18 protein-coding genes, 1 tRNA gene and 1 pseudogene are annotated in these 16,388 nt (G+C 68.0%); 12 read left to right on the top strand and 8 right to left on the bottom strand.

The window, feature by feature from the left end; genetic code table 11:
* The first annotated feature begins 15 nt into the window (after window positions 1–15).
* Entirely contained in the window at window positions 16–1,494 is a 1,479-nt protein-coding gene (locus A5713_RS24320) for a S1C family serine protease (RefSeq protein WP_067921407.1), read from the top strand.
* Window positions 1,494–2,051 carry a molybdenum cofactor biosynthesis protein B gene (locus tag A5713_RS24315; RefSeq protein WP_067921405.1) on the top strand — a complete coding sequence of 186 codons (558 nt, stop codon included), beginning with the start codon at window positions 1,494–1,496 and terminating at the stop codon, window positions 2,049–2,051. Before A5713_RS24320 ends, A5713_RS24315 begins: the two co-directional genes overlap by 1 nt.
* 21 nt (window positions 2,052–2,072) lie before the next feature.
* Here the strand turns inward: A5713_RS24315 and mscL are convergent, their stop codons facing one another.
* The 4 genes from mscL to A5713_RS24295 form a co-directional block, all read right to left on the bottom strand.
* Window positions 2,073–2,531: a large-conductance mechanosensitive channel protein MscL gene (mscL, locus tag A5713_RS24310; RefSeq protein WP_067921402.1), complete on the bottom strand. Its 459-nt coding sequence runs from the start codon at window positions 2,529–2,531 to the stop codon at window positions 2,073–2,075.
* 67 nt (window positions 2,532–2,598) lie between these two features.
* On the bottom strand, window positions 2,599–3,279 hold the full coding sequence (locus tag A5713_RS24305) for an SAF domain-containing protein (RefSeq protein WP_068098760.1): 681 nt from the start codon (window positions 3,277–3,279) through the stop codon (window positions 2,599–2,601).
* 67 nt (window positions 3,280–3,346) lie between these two features.
* Window positions 3,347–3,661: an FmdB family zinc ribbon protein gene (locus A5713_RS24300; RefSeq protein WP_067921397.1), complete on the bottom strand. Its 315-nt coding sequence runs from the start codon at window positions 3,659–3,661 to the stop codon at window positions 3,347–3,349.
* Between the two features lie 88 nt (window positions 3,662–3,749).
* Window positions 3,750–4,349 (bottom strand): 5-formyltetrahydrofolate cyclo-ligase, encoded by a 600-nt coding sequence (locus A5713_RS24295; RefSeq protein ID WP_067921396.1) that lies wholly within the window; start codon window positions 4,347–4,349, stop codon window positions 3,750–3,752.
* Window positions 4,350–4,425: 76 nt separating this feature from the next.
* Between A5713_RS24295 and A5713_RS24290 the strand changes: the two genes are divergently transcribed.
* The 5 genes from A5713_RS24290 to A5713_RS24270 all read left to right on the top strand — a co-directional run bounded on the left by A5713_RS24290 (window position 4,426) and on the right by A5713_RS24270 (window position 8,716).
* Window positions 4,426–5,337, top strand: a complete 912-nt coding sequence (locus A5713_RS24290) for a UTP--glucose-1-phosphate uridylyltransferase (RefSeq protein ID WP_067921394.1) — start codon at window positions 4,426–4,428, stop codon at window positions 5,335–5,337.
* Window positions 5,338–5,418: 81 nt separating this feature from the next.
* Window positions 5,419–6,711, top strand: coding sequence for a gephyrin-like molybdotransferase Glp (gene glp, locus A5713_RS24285; RefSeq protein ID WP_068098759.1), 1,293 nt, complete (start codon window positions 5,419–5,421; stop codon window positions 6,709–6,711).
* Window positions 6,712–6,732: 21 nt separating this feature from the next.
* Window positions 6,733–7,386, top strand: a complete 654-nt coding sequence (locus A5713_RS24280; RefSeq protein WP_197516470.1) for a GNAT family N-acetyltransferase — start codon at window positions 6,733–6,735, stop codon at window positions 7,384–7,386.
* Between the two features lie 163 nt (window positions 7,387–7,549).
* Window positions 7,550–8,590 carry a gephyrin-like molybdotransferase receptor GlpR gene (gene glpR, locus A5713_RS24275; protein WP_068098757.1) on the top strand — a complete coding sequence of 347 codons (1,041 nt, stop codon included), beginning with the start codon at window positions 7,550–7,552 and terminating at the stop codon, window positions 8,588–8,590.
* Between the two features lie 50 nt (window positions 8,591–8,640).
* Window positions 8,641–8,716, top strand: a tRNA-Ala gene (locus A5713_RS24270).
* Window positions 8,717–8,891: 175 nt separating this feature from the next.
* Here the strand turns inward: A5713_RS24270 and A5713_RS24265 are convergent.
* Window positions 8,892–9,797 (bottom strand): hypothetical protein, encoded by a 906-nt coding sequence (locus tag A5713_RS24265; protein ID WP_156752012.1) that lies wholly within the window; start codon window positions 9,795–9,797, stop codon window positions 8,892–8,894.
* A gap of 223 nt (window positions 9,798–10,020) precedes the next feature.
* Between A5713_RS24265 and tpx the strand changes: the two genes are divergently transcribed.
* The 3 genes from tpx (at window position 10,021) to A5713_RS24250 (ending at window position 12,409) form a co-directional block, all read left to right on the top strand.
* The gene (gene tpx, locus A5713_RS24260) at window positions 10,021–10,515 is read left to right on the top strand and encodes a thiol peroxidase (protein WP_067921387.1); all 495 of its coding nucleotides are present in this window, start codon (window positions 10,021–10,023) and stop codon (window positions 10,513–10,515) included.
* 217 nt (window positions 10,516–10,732) lie between these two features.
* Window positions 10,733–11,518 carry a VOC family protein gene (locus tag A5713_RS24255; protein ID WP_068098754.1) on the top strand — a complete coding sequence of 262 codons (786 nt, stop codon included), beginning with the start codon at window positions 10,733–10,735 and terminating at the stop codon, window positions 11,516–11,518.
* A 15-nt stretch (window positions 11,519–11,533) separates the two neighbouring features.
* Window positions 11,534–12,409, top strand: a complete 876-nt coding sequence (locus A5713_RS24250; RefSeq protein ID WP_068098751.1) for a glycine betaine ABC transporter substrate-binding protein — start codon at window positions 11,534–11,536, stop codon at window positions 12,407–12,409.
* 287 nt (window positions 12,410–12,696) lie between these two features.
* On the opposite strand, the gene A5713_RS24245 is transcribed toward A5713_RS24250, so the two are convergent.
* The 3 genes from A5713_RS24245 to A5713_RS24235 all read right to left on the bottom strand — a co-directional run bounded on the left by A5713_RS24245 (window position 12,697) and on the right by A5713_RS24235 (window position 14,741).
* Window positions 12,697–13,521 carry a hypothetical protein gene (locus A5713_RS24245; protein WP_068098749.1) on the bottom strand — a complete coding sequence of 275 codons (825 nt, stop codon included), beginning with the start codon at window positions 13,519–13,521 and terminating at the stop codon, window positions 12,697–12,699.
* Window positions 13,518–14,126, bottom strand: coding sequence for a TetR/AcrR family transcriptional regulator (locus A5713_RS24240; protein WP_068098747.1), 609 nt, complete (start codon window positions 14,124–14,126; stop codon window positions 13,518–13,520). Before A5713_RS24240 ends, A5713_RS24245 begins: the two co-directional genes overlap by 4 nt.
* Before the next feature lie 66 nt (window positions 14,127–14,192).
* Window positions 14,193–14,741 (bottom strand): TetR/AcrR family transcriptional regulator, encoded by a 549-nt coding sequence (locus A5713_RS24235; protein WP_067921377.1) that lies wholly within the window; start codon window positions 14,739–14,741, stop codon window positions 14,193–14,195.
* Between the two features lie 190 nt (window positions 14,742–14,931).
* Here A5713_RS24235 and A5713_RS24230 point away from each other — a divergent pair, with 190 nt between their 5' ends.
* Window positions 14,932–16,152, top strand: a complete 1,221-nt coding sequence (locus A5713_RS24230; RefSeq protein WP_068098740.1) for a cytochrome P450 — start codon at window positions 14,932–14,934, stop codon at window positions 16,150–16,152.
* 69 nt (window positions 16,153–16,221) lie between these two features.
* Window positions 16,222–16,388 (top strand): annotated as a pseudogene (locus tag A5713_RS28510) (peptidase M42); the annotation flags it as partial.

Genomic DNA, 16,388 nt, shown 5'->3' with positions numbered 1-16,388 from the left:
GTGCGACCCAGCGACATGACGAATGACCCGAGGTATTCGCCACCGCCGCAGCAGCCGGGATACCGTCCCGTGCCGAATCAGCCTGCGCCCACTCCGACCCATCCGGGGACCTCTGCTTACGGCCAGGGGCATCAGCCACCGTATAGCCAGCCATTCGACTGGCGGCAGCAATCCCAGACGAGCCAGTTTCGGCAGCCCTACGACCCGTTCAACGGCACGGGCCCCGGCCGGATACCAGGGGGGACCGGGGTAGGCCCCATGCCCGGGGCCGCCGGCACCGGCCCGATCCCCGGCATGATGCCGCCGATGCCGCCCGGCCCCCAAAAGCGGCCCCGCGCAGGGCTGTTGGCGGTCGGCGCCTTGGCCATCGCGGTGGTCTCCGCCGGCGTCGGCGGAGCCGCGGCCACGGCCGTCGAGCTGGGCACGCACCCGTCCAACGGCAACGGGCGCACCGTCATCGGTGCCCCCAGCGTTCCCGCGGCGAACATGCCGCCCGGCAGCGTGGAACAGGTCGCCTCCAAGGTGGTCCCCAGCGTCGTCATGCTGGAGACCGATCTGGGCCGCCAGTCCGAAGAGGGCTCCGGCATCGTCCTGTCCGCGGACGGGCTCATCCTCACCAACAACCACGTGGTCGCGGCGGCCGCGGGGCCGCCGAAGGCGCCCGGCGTTCCCGGCGCTCCCCCCGCCGCCCCTCCCGGGGGTCCCGGTGGCGGACCTGGTGGTCCGGCTCCCAAGACGACGGTGACCTTCTCCGACGGCCGCACCGCGCCGTTCACCGTCGTCGGCGCGGATCCGACCAGCGACATCGCGGTGATCCGAGTGCAGGGAGTCAACGGCCTGACCCCGATTTCCCTGGGTTCCTCGTCGGATCTGCGCGTCGGCCAGCCGGTGGTGGCCATCGGGTCGCCGCTGGGCTTGTCTGGCACGGTGACGACCGGGATCGTCAGCGCGCTGAATCGGCCGGTGTCCACCACCGGTGAGTCGGGCAACCAGAACACCGTGCTCGACGCGATCCAGACCGACGCCGCGATCAACCCCGGCAACTCCGGCGGCGCGCTGGTCAACATGAACGGCCAGCTGGTGGGCGTGAACTCGGCGATCGCCACCCTGGGCGCGGACTCGCCCGACGCGCAGAGCGGTTCGATCGGGCTCGGGTTCGCGATCCCGGTCGATCAGGCCAAGCGCATCGCCGACGAGCTCATCAGCACCGGCAAGGCGTCCCACGCCTCGCTGGGCGTGCAGGTGACGAACGACAAGGGCTCCCCGGGCGCCAAGGTCGTCGACGTCGTGCCCAACGGCGCGGCCGCGACCGCCGGGGTCCCCAAGAACGTGATCGTCACCAAGGTCGACGACCGCCCGATCAACAGCGCCGACGCCTTGGTGGCCGCCGTGCGGTCCAAGGCGCCCGGCGACAAGATTTCGCTGACCTTCCAGGATCCCGCTGGTGGTGGCAGCCGTACCGTGCCGGTGACTCTGGGGAAGGCGGATCAGTAATGCGAGTCGAAGAACCCTCGGCGGCGGGACTGTCGGAGCTCGGTTATACGGTGGCACCCATGGAGACGGGCGCGGAGCTGGTGGTCGGACGGGCCCTGGTCGTGGTCGTCGACGATCGCACCGCCCACGGGGACGAGGACCACAGCGGTCCGCTGGTCACCGAGCTGCTGACCGAGGCGGGTTTCGTGGTCGACGGCGTGGTCGCGGTCGCGGCGGACGAGGTGGAGATCCGCAACGCGCTCAACACCGCGGTGATCGGTGGCGTCGACCTGGTGGTCTCCGTCGGTGGCACGGGCGTCACGCCGCGTGACGTCACCCCGGAAGCCACCCGGGAGATCCTGGATCGCGAAATCCTGGGCATCGCCGAGGCGATTCGGGCATCGGGGCTGTCCGCGGGCATCATCGACGCCGGATTGTCACGCGGTCTGGCCGGGGTGTCCGGCAGCACGCTGGTGGTGAACCTGGCCGGCTCCCGGTATGCGGTGCGCGACGGGATGGCGACGCTGAACCCGCTGGCCGCCCAGATCATCGGGCAGCTGTCCAGCCTGGAGATCTGACCGCCCGAAAGGCTCCGTCCGCTACCGCGACTCGGCGTCGGCGCGGGGTCCGTGGTCTGGAGGGGGCGTCGTGCCCGCTCCGCCGTGCTTGCCCGACAGGTCGCCGTTGGTCTGCGCGAGTAGGTCGCGGATCTCGGTGAGCAGAACGACCTGGGCGTCGTCCGCCTGCTCCACCTCACCGCGCTTGCGCAGCGTGTTGTAGGGCAGCACGACGAAGAAGTAGACGACCGCGGCGATCAGCACGAAGTTGATCGCGGCCGACAGCAGGATGTTCAGGTCGATGGTCTGGCCGCCGCCGATGCCGATCTTCAAAATGCCGACGTTGGACTGCTGTTTGACGCCGATCCGGTTGATCAGCGGCGTGATGATGCTATCGGTGAACTTGGTGACCAGCGCGGTGAAGGCGGTACCGATGACGACCGCGACGGCGAGGTCGACGATGTTGCCCCGCGACAGAAACTCCTTGAACCCTTTGAACATTCCAGATGTCCTTCCTGGGATTGGACAGAGTTTGCTGTCGGTTGCGCGACCAACGGCGGCGGGGCACTCAGTGCAGGGTGAGGGTCACCGCCTGACCCAGCGCCGAGCCCGCCACCGTGTTCGCCACGCGAGCCGGCAGCGCCACCAACACTACGCGGTCCCCGTCTCCTGCCTGGGCTTTCGGCTTGGCGGACACGAGCACCACGACGGCGTCGGTGGCCACCACCTTGGGCGCGGCCTGGGGCGACTCCGACGACCCCGTCGACGGCGCGGCCAGCACGTCGACGATGTCGCCGACGCGAACGAGGTCGATCAGGGCGCTGTCGGCGAGACGCAGCGGGACGATGCGGGCGCCGGGCCCGGCCTTCGACGCGATCGCGGCCTCGGCCAGTCGGCTGCCCAGCACCCGCACGTCGGTGAGGACCTCGCCGCGCCGGGCGGGGCCGGCCAGCGTGGAACCGACGACGGCGCCCACATCGGTTCGTGCCCCGTCGGGAACGGTTGCCGTCAAACGTTTTTCGAGCCGGACGTCGGCAAGGGTCAACGCGGTGCCGGGCCCCAGGTCGTGATCGGCGACCACCACCTCGGCGTAGTCACCGTCGGGGTCGGAACTCAGCGCGGTTATGCCGGCCAGCACGACCAGGCCGCCCGCGGCGACGCGCCGCGCCAGCACGGTCCGGCTCCAATCGGGACGCAACCACACCGAAAGGCGGCTCAACAAGGCCGGATTCAGCGACGATTCGCCCACGCCGCAACGGTAGGCGCAGCGAGGTCAGCGGCGAATGCCGCGGGAGGCGCGGTTGTGGATAACCCCGTCAGCTCGACGCGGCGGCGGGCGCCGTGGCGCTGCTGGTCGACTTCTCGCTGGAGGTGGACTTCTCGCTCGAACCCGAGCTCGATCCGGAGTCGGTCGATGAGGATCCGTTGGTCGACGTCGTGGACTTCTTGCCGGACTCCCGGCTGTCGGTGCGGTAGAAGCCGCTGCCCTTGAACACCACCCCGACGGAGTTGAAGCGCTTGCGCAGCCGGCCGGAGCAGCGCTCACACGTCGTCAGCGCATCGTCGGTGAAGGCCTGCACGATGTCGAAGCGATCGTCGCACTCGGTGCACTGATAGCTGTAAGTCGGCACGAATACCTCCGGATGATTGCAAAGCTTGTTAGCACTCTAGCGTCTCAAGTGCTAGAACCGCCACGTGACGTCACTCATTCCCGATGGGTCACCGCGGATCGAGGGCGGTGAACCCGGCCCGCGGCGTGAGTGCATCGGTCATCGGTACGTCGTGCCGCTCGGCGGGTAACCGGTCCACCAACTCCGCGTCGCGCACCACCGCGATCAGCCGCGCCCGCGGGTCCCGATAGCCCAGCGAGCGGTCGTAGAAGCCGCGGCCCCGGCCCAACCGCACCCCCCGGCGGTCGACGGCCAACGACGGCACCAGGATCAGGCTCGCCTCCGCGATCGCCGATGCCGCGAGCCACGGCTCCGGCGGCTCCAGCAGTCCCCACCGCGCGGAGGTCAGTGCGCCGCGCCGGTATTCGCCCCAGCGCAACGGCTGCGGCGCGTCGTCGGCCGTGGTCCGCGCCACCGGCAACAGGACCCGTCCGGCGCGCCGCAGCAACACGTCGAGCATTTCGAGCGAGCCGGGCTCGGCGCCCACCGGCACATAGGCGCACACCGTGTTGCCGCTGCTCACGACGTTTTCCGCGCCTTCCAGGTGCTCGCACAGCATGCGCGCCTCGCGGGCCCGCACGTCGTCGGCAACGCGGCGCCGGGCCGCCTGCAGCTGCGAACGCAACGCGGCCTTGCTGGGGGTCGCCATATGTCAACCATGGCAGCCGACTCTTCGCCCGCGCCACATCGACTCGGCGAACCGCGGTCGGGTTATCGTGTGAACAATGTCCAGCCCAAAAGTGGTGGTCCCACACACGGCGATCGTGCCCGCCGCCGGTCTTGGTACCCGCTTCCTGCCCGCGACGAAAACGGTGCCCAAGGAGTTGCTGCCGGTCGTCGACACCCCCGGCATCGAGCTGGTCGCGGCCGAGGCGGCCGAGGCGGGCGCCGACCGCCTGGTGATCATCACCTCCGAGGGCAAGGACGGCGTCGTCGCGCATTTCGTCGAGGACCTGGTCCTCGAGGGGACGCTGGAGGCGCGCGGCAAGAAAGCGATGCTCGACAAGGTGCGCCGCGCCCCGCAGCTGATCAAGGTCGAGTCCGTCGTCCAGGCCGAGCCGCTCGGACTGGGACACGCCATCAGCTGCGTGGAGCCCGCCCTGGCGCCCGACGAGGACGCCGTGATGGTCCTGCTGCCCGACGACCTGGTGCTGCCCACCGGCGTCCTGGAAACGATGTCGAAGGTGCGCGCGCAGTACGGCGGCACGGTGTTGTGCGCCATCGAGGTGACGCCCGAGGAGATCAGCGCCTACGGCGTTTTCGACGTCGATCCGGTGCCCGGGGGCGACAACCCTGACGTGCTGAAGGTCAAGGGCATGGTCGAGAAGCCCAAGCGCGAGGACGCCCCCTCGATGTTGGCCGCGGCAGGCCGCTACGTGCTCGACCGCGCCATCTTCGACGCGTTGCGCCGCGTCGACCGCGGCGTGGGCGGCGAAGTCCAGCTCACCGACGCGATCGCGTTGCTCATTTCCGAGGGCCACCCCGTGCATGTCGTCGTGCATCACGGATCTCGACACGACTTGGGAAATCCCGGCGGCTACCTCAAGGCTGCGGTTGACTTTGCATTGGATCGTGACGACTACGGCCCCGATTTGCGGCGATGGTTGGTGGCGCGGTTAGGCCTGGCCGAGAAGTAGCCGGTCTACAACGCCCGGCTCGCGACGGTGCCCGTCAGGTCGTTAGCGGCCCGTCAGGGCAGTAGGGCAGAGAGGCGCGCTGTGCGTTCTGTGGAGGAGCAGCAGGCCCGGATAACGGCCGCCGCGGTGGCTCCGCGGCCCATCCGGGTGGCCATCGCCGAGGCGCAGGGATTGATGTGTGCCGAGGAAGTCGTCACCGAGCGCGCGATGCCCGGTTTCGATCAGGCCGCGATCGACGGTTACGCGGTGCGCAGCGTCGACGTGCTGGGCGTCGGCGAAGTGGGCGTCGACGCCCTGGGTGAGCCGCCCGGCGACGCGGAGCTCGACGAAGACCGCCGCGAGGGCCTGGTCCTGCCCGTGATGGGAACCGTCGAGGCCGGTGCGCGCACGCCCAGCCGCCTGCAACCCCGCCAGGCCGCCAGGGTGCACACCGGCGCCCCGCTGCCCACGCTGGCCGACGCCGTCATCCCGTTGCGCTGGACCGATGGCGGAAGCACGCGGGTGCGGATCCTGCGGGGCGCGCCGTCGGGCGCGTACGTGCGCCGCACCGGGGACGACGTGCAGCCCGGCGACGTCGCGGTGCGCGCCGGCACGGTGATCGGCGCGGCCCAGGTCGGCCTGCTGGCCGCGGTCGGCCGCGAGCGCGTGCTGGTACATCCGCGGCCCCGGGTGACGGTGATGACCGTCGGAGGCGAGCTGGTCGACATCTCGCGCACCCCGGGCAACGGCCAGGTGTACGACGTCAACTCTTATGCGTTGGCGGCGGCGGCCCGGGATGCCGGCGCGGAGGTCAACCGCATCGGCATCGTCAGCAACGATCCCGCCGAATTCCGCGAGGTCGTCGAGGGCCAGGTCAACCGTTCCGAGGTGGTGGTGATCGCCGGCGGTGTCGGGGGCGCCGCGGCCGAGCCGGTGCGCTCGGTGCTTTCCGAGCTGGGGGAGATGGAAGTCGTCCGCGTCGCGATGCATCCCGGGTCCGTCCAGGGATTCGGTCAGCTGGGCCGCGACGGCGTCCCCACGTTCCTGCTGCCCGCGAACCCGGTGAGCGCCCTGGTGGTCTTCGAGGTGATGGTGCGGCCGCTCATCCGCCTCTCGCTGGGCAAACGTCAGCCGATGCGCCGAATCGTGCAGGCCCGCACGCTGTCCCCGATCGCGTCGGTCGCCGGTCGCAAGGGCTACCTGCGCGGCCAGCTGATGCGCGATCAGGAGACCGGGGAGTACCTGGTGCAGGCGCTTGGCGGTCCCCCCGGGGCGTCCTCTCACCTGCTGGCCACCCTCGCCGAGGCGAACTGCCTCGTCGTGGTGCCCAGCGGCGCCGAACAAATCCGCACCGGCGAGATCGTCGACGTCGCCTTCCTGGCTCAGCGCGGTTAAGTGCAACCGCTCCGCACGCTGGTGAACCGGTTGCGCACCAACGCCCGCCATCCGGGTTGGCCGCTGGACGTGGGTCCGTTACGGGTTCCGGCGGGAGTGGTGCGGTTACGGGCGGTGCGGATGCGCGACGGCACCCAGTGGAGCCGCATCCGGTTGGCCGACCGCGCGCACCTCGAGCCGTGGGAGCCCAGCGCGGAGGGCGACTGGACGAGCCGGCACACGGTCTCGGCCTGGCCGCCGCTGTGTTCCGGTCTGCGCGCGGAGGCCCGCGCGGGCCGCATGTTGCCGTACGTGATCGAGCTCGACGGGCAGTTCTGCGGACAGCTGACCATCGGCAATGTCACGCACGGGGCGTTGCGGTCGGCGTGGATCGGCTACTGGGTGCCGCGGTCGGCGACCGGCGGTGGGGTGGCCACGGCGGCGTTGGCGCTGGGCCTGGACCACTGCTTCGGCCCGGTGATGCTGCATCGCGTGGAGGCGACGGTGCGGCCCGAGAACGCCGCCAGCCGTGCGGTCCTGGGGAAGGTCGGGTTCCGGCAGGAGGGGCTGCTGCAGCGCTACCTCGAGGTGGACAAGGCCTGGCGCGACCACCTGCTGATGGCCATCACGGCCGAAGAGGTGTCCGGATCGGTGGCCTCGGCCCTGGTCCGCGCCGGGCAGGCCAGCTGGGCCTGAACGCCCGAACGCCTCGGCCCGCGTGTGGCTACCGCGACACGAGTGACTTGTGGTGCTTGTGAGAGCCAAATTACAGGTGTGTAATTGTCCTGGTCACTAAGACCCGGCCGCGCTGGCCACCGGTGGGCTTCGCGGGGATCGGAACCGAAGAGAGCAGGTCGTCATGCCAAGCATTCCGCAGTCACTGTTGTGGATCTCGCTCGTAGTGCTCTGGCTGTTCGTCTTGGTGCCCATGCTGGTCAGCAAACGCGATGCCGTGCGCCGCACCAGCGATGTCGCGCTGGCGACCCGCGTCCTCAACGGTGGCGCGAACTCCCGCCTGATCAAGCGGAGCGGTCCGGCCGCCGGTCACCGCTCCGACCCGAACTGGAAGCCGCCGGAGGAGGCGGCCGAGGGCGAGCTTGACGACGAGCGCGACCTCGCCGGGGATGACGACGACGAAGAGCACGACACCGAGGAGCTGCGGGCCGCGCGCCCCGTCGTCATGAAGATCGCGACGCCCGAGCGCACCGAGCCCGACTACCTCGACGTCGATGTCGTCGAGGATTCGCAGGCACTGCCGGCGGGCGTCGAAGCGGTCGTCGAAGAAGAAGCCGAGGCCGACGAGGACGACGAGGACTCCGACACCGACGTGGTCGCCCGCGGCGGCGGCGAAGACGACGACGAGGGATACGAATACGTCGACGACTCCTCCGGACTCGAGCCGGAAGCCGAAGCCGAGGCCGACGAGGAGGAGATGCCGGCGCCGGTGCCGCGGAGCGCCTCGCGGCGCCGCCGGTTCGACGCCAAGGCCGCCGCCGCGGTCAGCGCCCGGAAGTACAAGTTCCGCAAGCGCGTGCTGATGGTGATGGCGGTGGTGCTGGTCGGCACGGCCACGGCCGCGTTCAAGATTTCGCCCACCGCCTGGTGGGCCTGCGGCACCGCCACCGCCGTCACGCTGGTCTACCTGGCGTACCTGCGCCGGCAGACCCGCATCGAGGAGAAGATCCGTCGCCGCCGGATGCAGCGGATGGCCCGGGCGCGAATGGGCGTGGAGAACGCCTACGACCGCGACTACGACGTGGTGCCGTCGCGGCTGCGGCGCCCCGGCGCGGTGGTTCTCGAGATCGACGACGAGGACCCGATCTTCGAGCACCTGGACTACGCGATGCCGATGCGCAACTACGGCTGGCCCAGGGACTTGCCGCGAGCCGTCGGCGAGTAGTGCTCGCATTTCGGCGGTTGGGGCTGCGGCTGGTAGCCTGCTAGCGATCAGGGGCTATGGCGCAGTTGGTAGCGCGACTCGTTCGCATCGAGTAGGTCAGGGGTTCGAATCCCCTTAGCTCCACCACATGTGATGCTCCGGCTATCGAATTCCGCTCGGTGTTTGGGCGCTCCCTTTCGGGGCGTCGAAGATGGCCTCGAACTCAGCGGGCGGGATGCCTCTGAGGTGGTGGGCAGCGGGGTGTGTGTCAGTAGGCCCGGCCGCTACACGAAGTCGGCGGTGATCGCGGTTGGGGCGCTGTTCAGGTATTAACCGGCCGGGGGGCTCGGGGCTTTTCAGCGGGCCTCATTGGGGCCCCGTTCCCTTCCCCTCTTCGTTCGGGGGTCGAGAAGCGGCTTAGCGGAACTTCGTCGCTGTCGCGCACTGTCCCCGAAATGAGGTACTCGGGTCGCGGTGCCGGCGCCGGAAGGAAGTCGCGGCAGTAGGTGTCCAGTCGGTCCGCAAGCAATAGGTAGTCGAAGATGTGCCGAGAGAGAAACGACAGGTCGGACTTACTGAGCTGGTTGGCCTTGAACAACGGATAGACGAACTCGAATGCGCTGAAATAGCCCCGGTTTTCGATGTCGTTCACAATGCTGATGACATCTGACGCGACGAACGCTGAAAGGTCGAGAATTTCGGAATTCACACGGCGGGCGCGCTCCATATGATAGTGAATCGCGTCAAGCATGGGCGCGTGAGCGGCTGGGGCGGCCGACGCGATCAGCATCTTCGTAGGCGTTTCGGGCCCAATCTTGCTACAGGTCTCTTGGACGTGCGCCAACGTATTCTCTCGTTGGCTATCGAACCCGGCCGCTTGGTGCAACGTGCCCATGAGGGCGGTCGCCTCGCCGACGACGCGAGATAGCAACGGTTCTAGGTTCCTGTAGATGTTTTGGCGATCTCGCCGCAACGGCAGCCGGACTATCAGCAGGTAGAAAATGAATGCCGTCACGTATTCGAGTGCGAGGTGGAAAAGAAGGTCGCCGAGCCGCTCAGCACCTGGGAAGGCTTCGGGATTGTCGGCCAGCCAAACATGCTCGGCAACGGAGTAGATCAACGCAACCCATGCCAGACCCCAGAGCGATCGGTTGAGTCTGCGTTCGAAAGTGCTGAGATAAGTGAGCTGAGTTGCACGTTGCCAGCGGCGTTTGAGTCCGTCACTCATGCGGATGATTATTGCCCAGATGCGCCCTGCCGGCTGGCCCTCGCGCCGCGTTCATGTCGACCGTCCTAGAGGGCGCTGACCTGATGCTCTCGCTACCGCACGTTGTGTCTGGAGGCCGGGATCAGCCCGCCTGCGACGTGCAACTGGTCACCGAGGACTCCGTCAACTCTGGGATCGCGACGTAACTCGAGCGGGCCTGATCGGCAATTGGCACACTGTGCCCATGGCACAGATAACCTTGAGTGGAAATCCCATCAACACTATCGGCGAACTGCCTGCCCTCGGATCTAAAGCCCCCACCTTTAATTTGACCGGCCACGACCTATGGGAGGTCGGCATCGAGCAGTTCCGCGGCAAACCGTTGGTGCTGAACATTTTTCCGTCGGTCGACATGCCGGTTTGTGCGGCGACCGTACGGCACTTCAACGAGCGCGCCGCCGCGAGCGGTGTGTGCGTGCTCTGTGTGTCGAAAGACCTGCCTTTCACGTTTCAACGATTCTGCAGTGCAGAGGGCATCGAGCACGTCAAGACGGCTTCGGCGTTCCGTGACAGCTTCGGCGAAGACTACGGCGTCACGATGACCAACGGCGCGATGGCCGGGCTCCTTGCAAGGGCCATCGTGGTGATTGACGCCGACGGCTACGTCGCGTACACGGAGTTGGTCCCGGAAATCGAGCAGGAGCCTGACTACGACTCTGCGCTGGCCGCGCTGAGCTGAGCGTCGTCGCGGGTGGTACCGCCCGCCGGATGGGCGTCACCGCAAAGGTTCCGATTAATACGGGACCATTCCGGGACGACTCAGTGCGCCAACGAAGTTGGATCTGCGGCGGCATCGCGATCGATCGTCGAACGCGCATGAGCGGCGCAATCTATCGGTTGGCGTCTCCAGCCAGATGGGCCTGCAGCGCCGTTAGCGCTTGGATAGGCTGCCCCTCATGGGAGCGCGCACCGGGTACGCGGAGGGGACGTTCAGCTGGGTCGACCTTGCCACGACTGAGCCGGCGGCGGCCGCAGCGTTCTATGGAACGCTCTTCGGCTGGACCCCGGACGAGCGGCGCATGGCGGACGGGCGCGCGTACACGGTCTTTTGCCGAGAACGCGAGGAGGTCGCCGGGCTCTATGCCCTGCCTGCGGGCGACCCCGCCGGCGGTGAGACGCGCTGGAACTCGCACGTCTCGGTCGCCGAGGTCGACGCGGCGGCCGCCCGTGCCCGTGCGTTGGGCGGCAGCATCCTCGCCGGGCCACTGGATTTCGGAGACCGAGGGAGGTTGGTGGTCGTGCGCGATCCGCACGGGCCCGTCATCCACCTCTGTGAGCCCGGTCGGTACTTCGGCGCGACCCGCGTGAACGAGCCCGGGTACCTGACGTGGAATGAGCTGGCCACCCCGGATGTCGATGCGGCGATCGCCTTCTACTCGGGGCTGTTCGACTGGCGCATCGAGTTCCTCGCCGGCATGCCGGTGCCCTACTGGGTGATTCGTGTCGGACCGCGGGACAACGGCGGGCTGCGCGGTCTGACGGCGGCGGACGCCGGCGCACCTTCGCGCTGGCTGCCCTACTTCGTCGTGACCGACGTCGCGGAGACCGGCGCAGCCGCCATCGCCGCCGGCGGTGCGGTTCTCGCGGGGCCGACCGAACAGCCGAAGGGTGTCTTCAGCCTGCTGCGCGACCCGCAGGGGGCGAGCTTCCTGGTCTTCGAAAGCGACAAGCTTGACCCGTGAACCGCGGAGCCGGGCGTGATCCTGGCCAAGACGTTGGTGTTCGGCTCCGGTCCCGAGTGCCCCACCGAACTGCTCTGTCTGCCGCTGCTGCGCGCGCGGTACGGGCTTACCTTCAAGGAATTTCGTGTCACCGATGCCGGCGGGCCGCGCACTGTCGACGCGCTCACAACGGGGGAGATTCAGGTCGGCGTGCTCTTCACGACCGATCCGCGCCTGCTCGTCGGCGACTTCGTTCTGCTCGAGGACGACCTGCACGCTCAGCCCGCCGAGAGCGTGACGCCGATCCTGCGCGACGAGGTGCGCGTCGCGCACGGCGACGGCCTCGCCGCGACCATCGATGCCGTGAGCGCGGAACTCACGACCGAGCGCCTCGCCGACCTCAATGGCCGCGTCCTGGGCGGGGCATCTCCGGCGGCGGCGGCGGCCGAATTCCTGACCGAGAGGCGGTACGGCCTGCCGCCACGCGCACCGCGGAGGGACCGACCGGCGATCGTCATCGGGTCGGCCAACTTCGCCGAGAGCGTGACCGTGGCCGAGCTTTACGCCCACGCGCTGGCGGACGCAGGCTTTCCGGTCGAGCGGCGCCTCGAGATCGGCAACCGCGACACCTACTTTCCGTTGCTCCGCGACGGCACAGTCGGCCTCATCCCCGAGTACGTGGGCAGCCTCCTCGCGTACCTGGACGACAGCGGGAGCCCGATCCCGGATCCGCACCAAGCCCACGCGGCGCTCGACCGGGCGTTGCAGGGAACGGGCCTTGTGGCTCTGCAGCCGGCGCCGGCCGAGAACAAGAACGGCGTCGTCGTGACCGCCGCGACCGCGGCGCGCTACGGCCTGACGAGGATCAGTGATTTCGGCCGGGCGATCGGCGACCCGGACGGGAACGGCTGACCTAAATAGTGGGGCGGCGCGCTGTACCACTGCTCGGCTGCGCACCCAGACCGGATCGACCGATTTGGGAGGGGCTGAAAGGGTGATGCCTCGCGCTACCGCCCTCTTCTTGAGCGGCACGGCCTGGCCTCGGGCTCGTTCCTATAGGACTCGGTTCAGCCCCTCCGACGTCGAGTCTGCCCCGCGGGCGGTCCCCGGCCATAGTCGGCGAGCGGGAACCATTCACTTTTCGGCGGATCCTTCGTTTCCTGGCTCCCGACGGAGCGGGATCACGGCGCGGTTGCCCGTCATGGGTGAGTGACCAGATACGTTTCGTTGTCCAGGTCGGCCGTGAGTTCTTCGACGTTGAAAGGCCGGTCGAGCCGGGCGTGCAACGCCTTCGGATCGATCAGCAAGCTGATTTCGGCCGTTTGGCCGGCGAACAGGCGCCCAATGAGCGGATAGATGCGGCGCATGATCGCCCGTTCCGCAGCGGTGCAACGCGATGCGCAGTACCCCACGTGACCGATCTCGTCGGTCAGGATGTCGCTGTAGAGCAGTTCGATTCGCTCGGCGACGTCCGGTTCGTCGGCGAACAGTTCCCTGCCGGCGCGGCGCAATTCGTCGAACATGATGCAGCCCGCCATCTCTGCGGCCCCGACGAACAGGAAGCCCAACCGTGCGGGCATGAAGACCCCGGTTTTGACGAACTGTCGCATCACGAAAGGCGGGGGAACCACTTGGAACGTCAGATCGAAGATGTCGAGCACATACGCGAGTAGGCGGGTGTGGTAATGCTCCTCGAGCTCGAGGTAGACGTTTTCGGGCGGCAGGTTCTGATCGCTGTTGCGCCCATAGGTTTCGCCAAGCCCGACGCCGAACCGTTCCGCCTGATTCAGCTTGGCCGTCGCCAAGAGGAACAGCATTTTCCTGTCCAGCCCGGCCTCCGGGCGACGGCGGCGCAGGTTGCGATGGAATGTCTGTTGATCGACAGGGTGGGCCGACCGGACCGGATTGGCCTCGAGTTGAGCGAAGAACTGCTCGCGATTGGCCAGCCGTCTGTTGAGCAGGTCGGCCTCGCCGTCACGTCGGGCCAAGAATTCCCGGTAGCCCTCGATGCCCGTACCGTTCATCGCTTCTCCATTCCCTTGACAATCGTTGTCACGTAACGGCTTAACTGCGCCGGGTCGGGTGTTCCGGTGGCCAGCAGGGCGAACAGCCCGGTGAGGAAGAACACCGCGAGTTCCGTGGCGTCAATCTCCGTGCGGGCCTGCCCCGCGGATTGCGCCCGGGCGATCACGCCCACCAGAAATCCCGCGAGCGGGTGTTGCGCCAGCTCGTCCTCGACCGGACGCGACGACGAGAAGTGCAGACCGAGCATGTCGCGGAAAACCGCTGCACCCAAACGACTTTCGGCGGCCAGCACGTGAGCGACGAGCTTCGACAATACCGATGCGAGATCACCCTTGGCGTCGCCGAGTTCGCTGATGATCCGGGTTTCCTCGTTGCGCTCCAACTCGGCGAGAACGTGCTCCTTGGTGGGGAAGTGGAAGTAGAACGTTCCGCGCACCACGCCGGCCGCGGCGGCGATCGCGCTCACGTCGGCGGCGGCCAGCCCCCTCCGCGCGAATTCGGTCAACGCGGCGTCGAACAGGCGCGCCCGGGTTTCCAGCCGGCGCGCCTCCCGTGCGCCAACGGCCGATGCCTCGGCCGCCGCTGGGGCGTGCGACGACTCCATGGACGGACGGTACCGCCATTCGCTGACGATCGTCAATGACGGCTGTCAGCGAATGGCACCGCCCGTTCACTCACGTGTGAAGCCCGGAGCCAGGAACCGCTCCAAGACTCTTCGTTCGACGCGACTGTTCGCGAGCGGCCAGTAAGCCAGGGACAACACCACGCGCACGATCCACTGCGCCGCCTCCGGGTCGTCGGCGATTCCCGTGAGCTCGGCGGCGAGGTGACTGAGCACCGGGGACGAATGCAACTCGCCAAGATCCGGGGAACTGCCCGGACTGAGCATCAGCCGCCGCAGCGGGTCCGTCCTGATCTGTTCGAGCGCGACGGTGACGGCGGTGATGACGCGGTCGGGGCCGCTCAGCCCATCCACGGCACGCCGGACCGTCTCGATGATCCCGGCCGACAGGCGGATCAGCACCGCGTCTCGGATCTGGGCCTTGCCGCCCGCGTAGCGATAGATGGTGGCTCTTGAGCAGTGCACCCGCGCCGCCAGGGAGTCGATGTCGAACGCATCCAGCCCCTCGCGTAGCACGAGATCGGTCGCGGCAGCGTAGATACGATCCGCCGCGGCGGCCCGACGATCGCCACCGAGGACCCAGTCATGGCCGGCCATGGGCGTTTCCCTCCCCTGAGTAGTCGGGTCCATGCGTTCTCACATCTGAGACGAGCTCAGCCATATGTTCCAGCATCGGCGCAGCTGGCTCAACGCAGGTGAGACGGCGGACGCGCCAGGATGGCCCTGCGGATTGCAACTTTCGGCATGTCCATTGACGGCAGATGTCGTGGGAACTCAGCGTTGAGCAATGGATTCGAATGCCGGCGGCCTCGGGCTCGCGCTGTTCGACGAGCGGTTCATCCAAGATCCGCAGTTGCTCTACGAACAAATGCACCGGGCCGGACACGTCCATCGCATCGGCGAATCCGGCTTCTACGCGGTGAGCAGTTGGGAAGCCGTGAACGAGGTTGTCGCACGTTGTGCCGACTTCTCGTCCAACCTGACGGCGACGATGATGTATCAGCCCGGCGGCGGCGTCGACGCCTTCCCCATGGGAGAACTCGGCGGTCCCACTCAAGCGTTGGCGACCGCTGACGAACCGGTCCATTCGGCGCATCGAAAGATGTTGCTCCCACAGCTGGCGGCGAAGCGCATCCGCGCCTTCGAGCCATTCATCGCCGACACCGCTGCCCGCCTGTGGGATCGCCACGCGCGAGGCGGACGCATCGAATGGATGAGCGCGATGGCCAATCGGCTACCCATGATGATCGTCGGGAGGATCATCGGTGTCCCCGACGCCGACACCGACACGATCATCCAATGGGGTTACTCCGCCACCCAGGTGGTCGAAGGGCTGGTCACCCGAGATCAGCTGGATGCCGCCGGGGTGGCCGTGATGGAGCTCAGTGGCTACGTCACCGAACAGTTCCGGAACGCGGCAAGCCACCCACAGGACAATCTGCTGGGAGACCTCGCCGTCGCGTGCGCCTCCGGCGAACTGGACGACTTGGCCGCGCTCGCGATCATGATCACCTTGTTCAGTGCAGGGGGTGAATCGACCGCCTCCTTGATCGGTTCTGCCGCTTGGGTTTTGGCGACGCGGCCGGACGTCCAGCGGCAGGTGCGCGATCGGCCGGATTTGCTCGGGGCGTTCCTGGAAGAGGTGCTGCGCTACGAACCGCCTTTCCGGGGCCACTACCGGCACGTCGTCAACGACACCGAACTATGCGGCGCCGCATTACCGTCGGGTTCGCGCCTGCTTCTGTTGTGGGGAGCGGCGAACAGGGATCCCGCGCACTTCGACGATCCGGAAGAGTTTCGACTCGATCGGCCCGCGGGGAAGGGACACATCAGCTTCGGCAAGGGCATCCACTTCTGCGTCGGAGCGGCGCTGGCGCGACTGGAGGCGAACATCGTCCTGGGCGAGCTGCTCGCGCGGACGTCGAACATCACGGCCGCCGACGTCGGAAAGTGGCTCCCCAGTCTCCTGGTGCGGCGCCTCGAACGCCTGGAACTCGCGTACGCGTAAGCGCGATTGCCCGCCACTTGACGCGGGTACTGATCCCTTCGGACCGAGTCACGAATCCGAAAGGACCGCATGCCGACGCGCGAGCACACCGCCACCGACGGCCTGTTGCAGGAACTGCTGTGGGCCTACGGGCCGTGCGGCCAGGAAGCCGACGTCCGCGCGGTGTGCGCCCGCGAACTGCGACCCGTCGTCGACGACATGTGGACCGACGACGCGGGCAACCTGATCGGGTACAT

It is taken from the genome of Mycobacterium sp. E2497, assembly GCF_001668695.1.
Lineage (GTDB): Bacteria > Actinomycetota > Actinomycetes > Mycobacteriales > Mycobacteriaceae > Mycobacterium.
This window is presented reverse-complemented; position numbering and strand designations above follow the sequence as displayed.

Excerpts from the sequence above, each read along its gene's own strand:
- A5713_RS24290 (WP_067921394.1), top strand. The coding sequence starts at position 4,426 with ATGTCCAGCCCAAAAGTGGTGGTCCCACACACGGCGATCGTGCCCGCC.
- tpx (WP_067921387.1), top strand. The coding sequence starts at position 10,021 with ATGGCACAGATAACCTTGAGTGGAAATCCCATCAACACTATCGGCGAA.
- A5713_RS24240 (WP_068098747.1), bottom strand. The coding sequence starts at position 14,126 with ATGGAGTCGTCGCACGCCCCAGCGGCGGCCGAGGCATCGGCCGTTGGC.
- A5713_RS24245 (WP_068098749.1), bottom strand. The coding sequence starts at position 13,521 with ATGAACGGTACGGGCATCGAGGGCTACCGGGAATTCTTGGCCCGACGT.
- A5713_RS24265 (WP_156752012.1), bottom strand. The coding sequence starts at position 9,797 with ATGAGTGACGGACTCAAACGCCGCTGGCAACGTGCAACTCAGCTCACT.
- A5713_RS24235 (WP_067921377.1), bottom strand. The coding sequence starts at position 14,741 with ATGGCCGGCCATGACTGGGTCCTCGGTGGCGATCGTCGGGCCGCCGCG.
- glpR (WP_068098757.1), top strand. The coding sequence starts at position 7,550 with ATGCCAAGCATTCCGCAGTCACTGTTGTGGATCTCGCTCGTAGTGCTC.
- mscL (WP_067921402.1), bottom strand. The coding sequence starts at position 2,531 with ATGTTCAAAGGGTTCAAGGAGTTTCTGTCGCGGGGCAACATCGTCGAC.
- A5713_RS24295 (WP_067921396.1), bottom strand. The coding sequence starts at position 4,349 with ATGGCGACCCCCAGCAAGGCCGCGTTGCGTTCGCAGCTGCAGGCGGCC.
- A5713_RS24315 (WP_067921405.1), top strand. The coding sequence starts at position 1,494 with ATGCGAGTCGAAGAACCCTCGGCGGCGGGACTGTCGGAGCTCGGTTAT.
- A5713_RS24255 (WP_068098754.1), top strand. The coding sequence starts at position 10,733 with ATGGGAGCGCGCACCGGGTACGCGGAGGGGACGTTCAGCTGGGTCGAC.
- A5713_RS24320 (WP_067921407.1), top strand. The coding sequence starts at position 16 with ATGACGAATGACCCGAGGTATTCGCCACCGCCGCAGCAGCCGGGATAC.
- A5713_RS24230 (WP_068098740.1), top strand. The coding sequence starts at position 14,932 with ATGGATTCGAATGCCGGCGGCCTCGGGCTCGCGCTGTTCGACGAGCGG.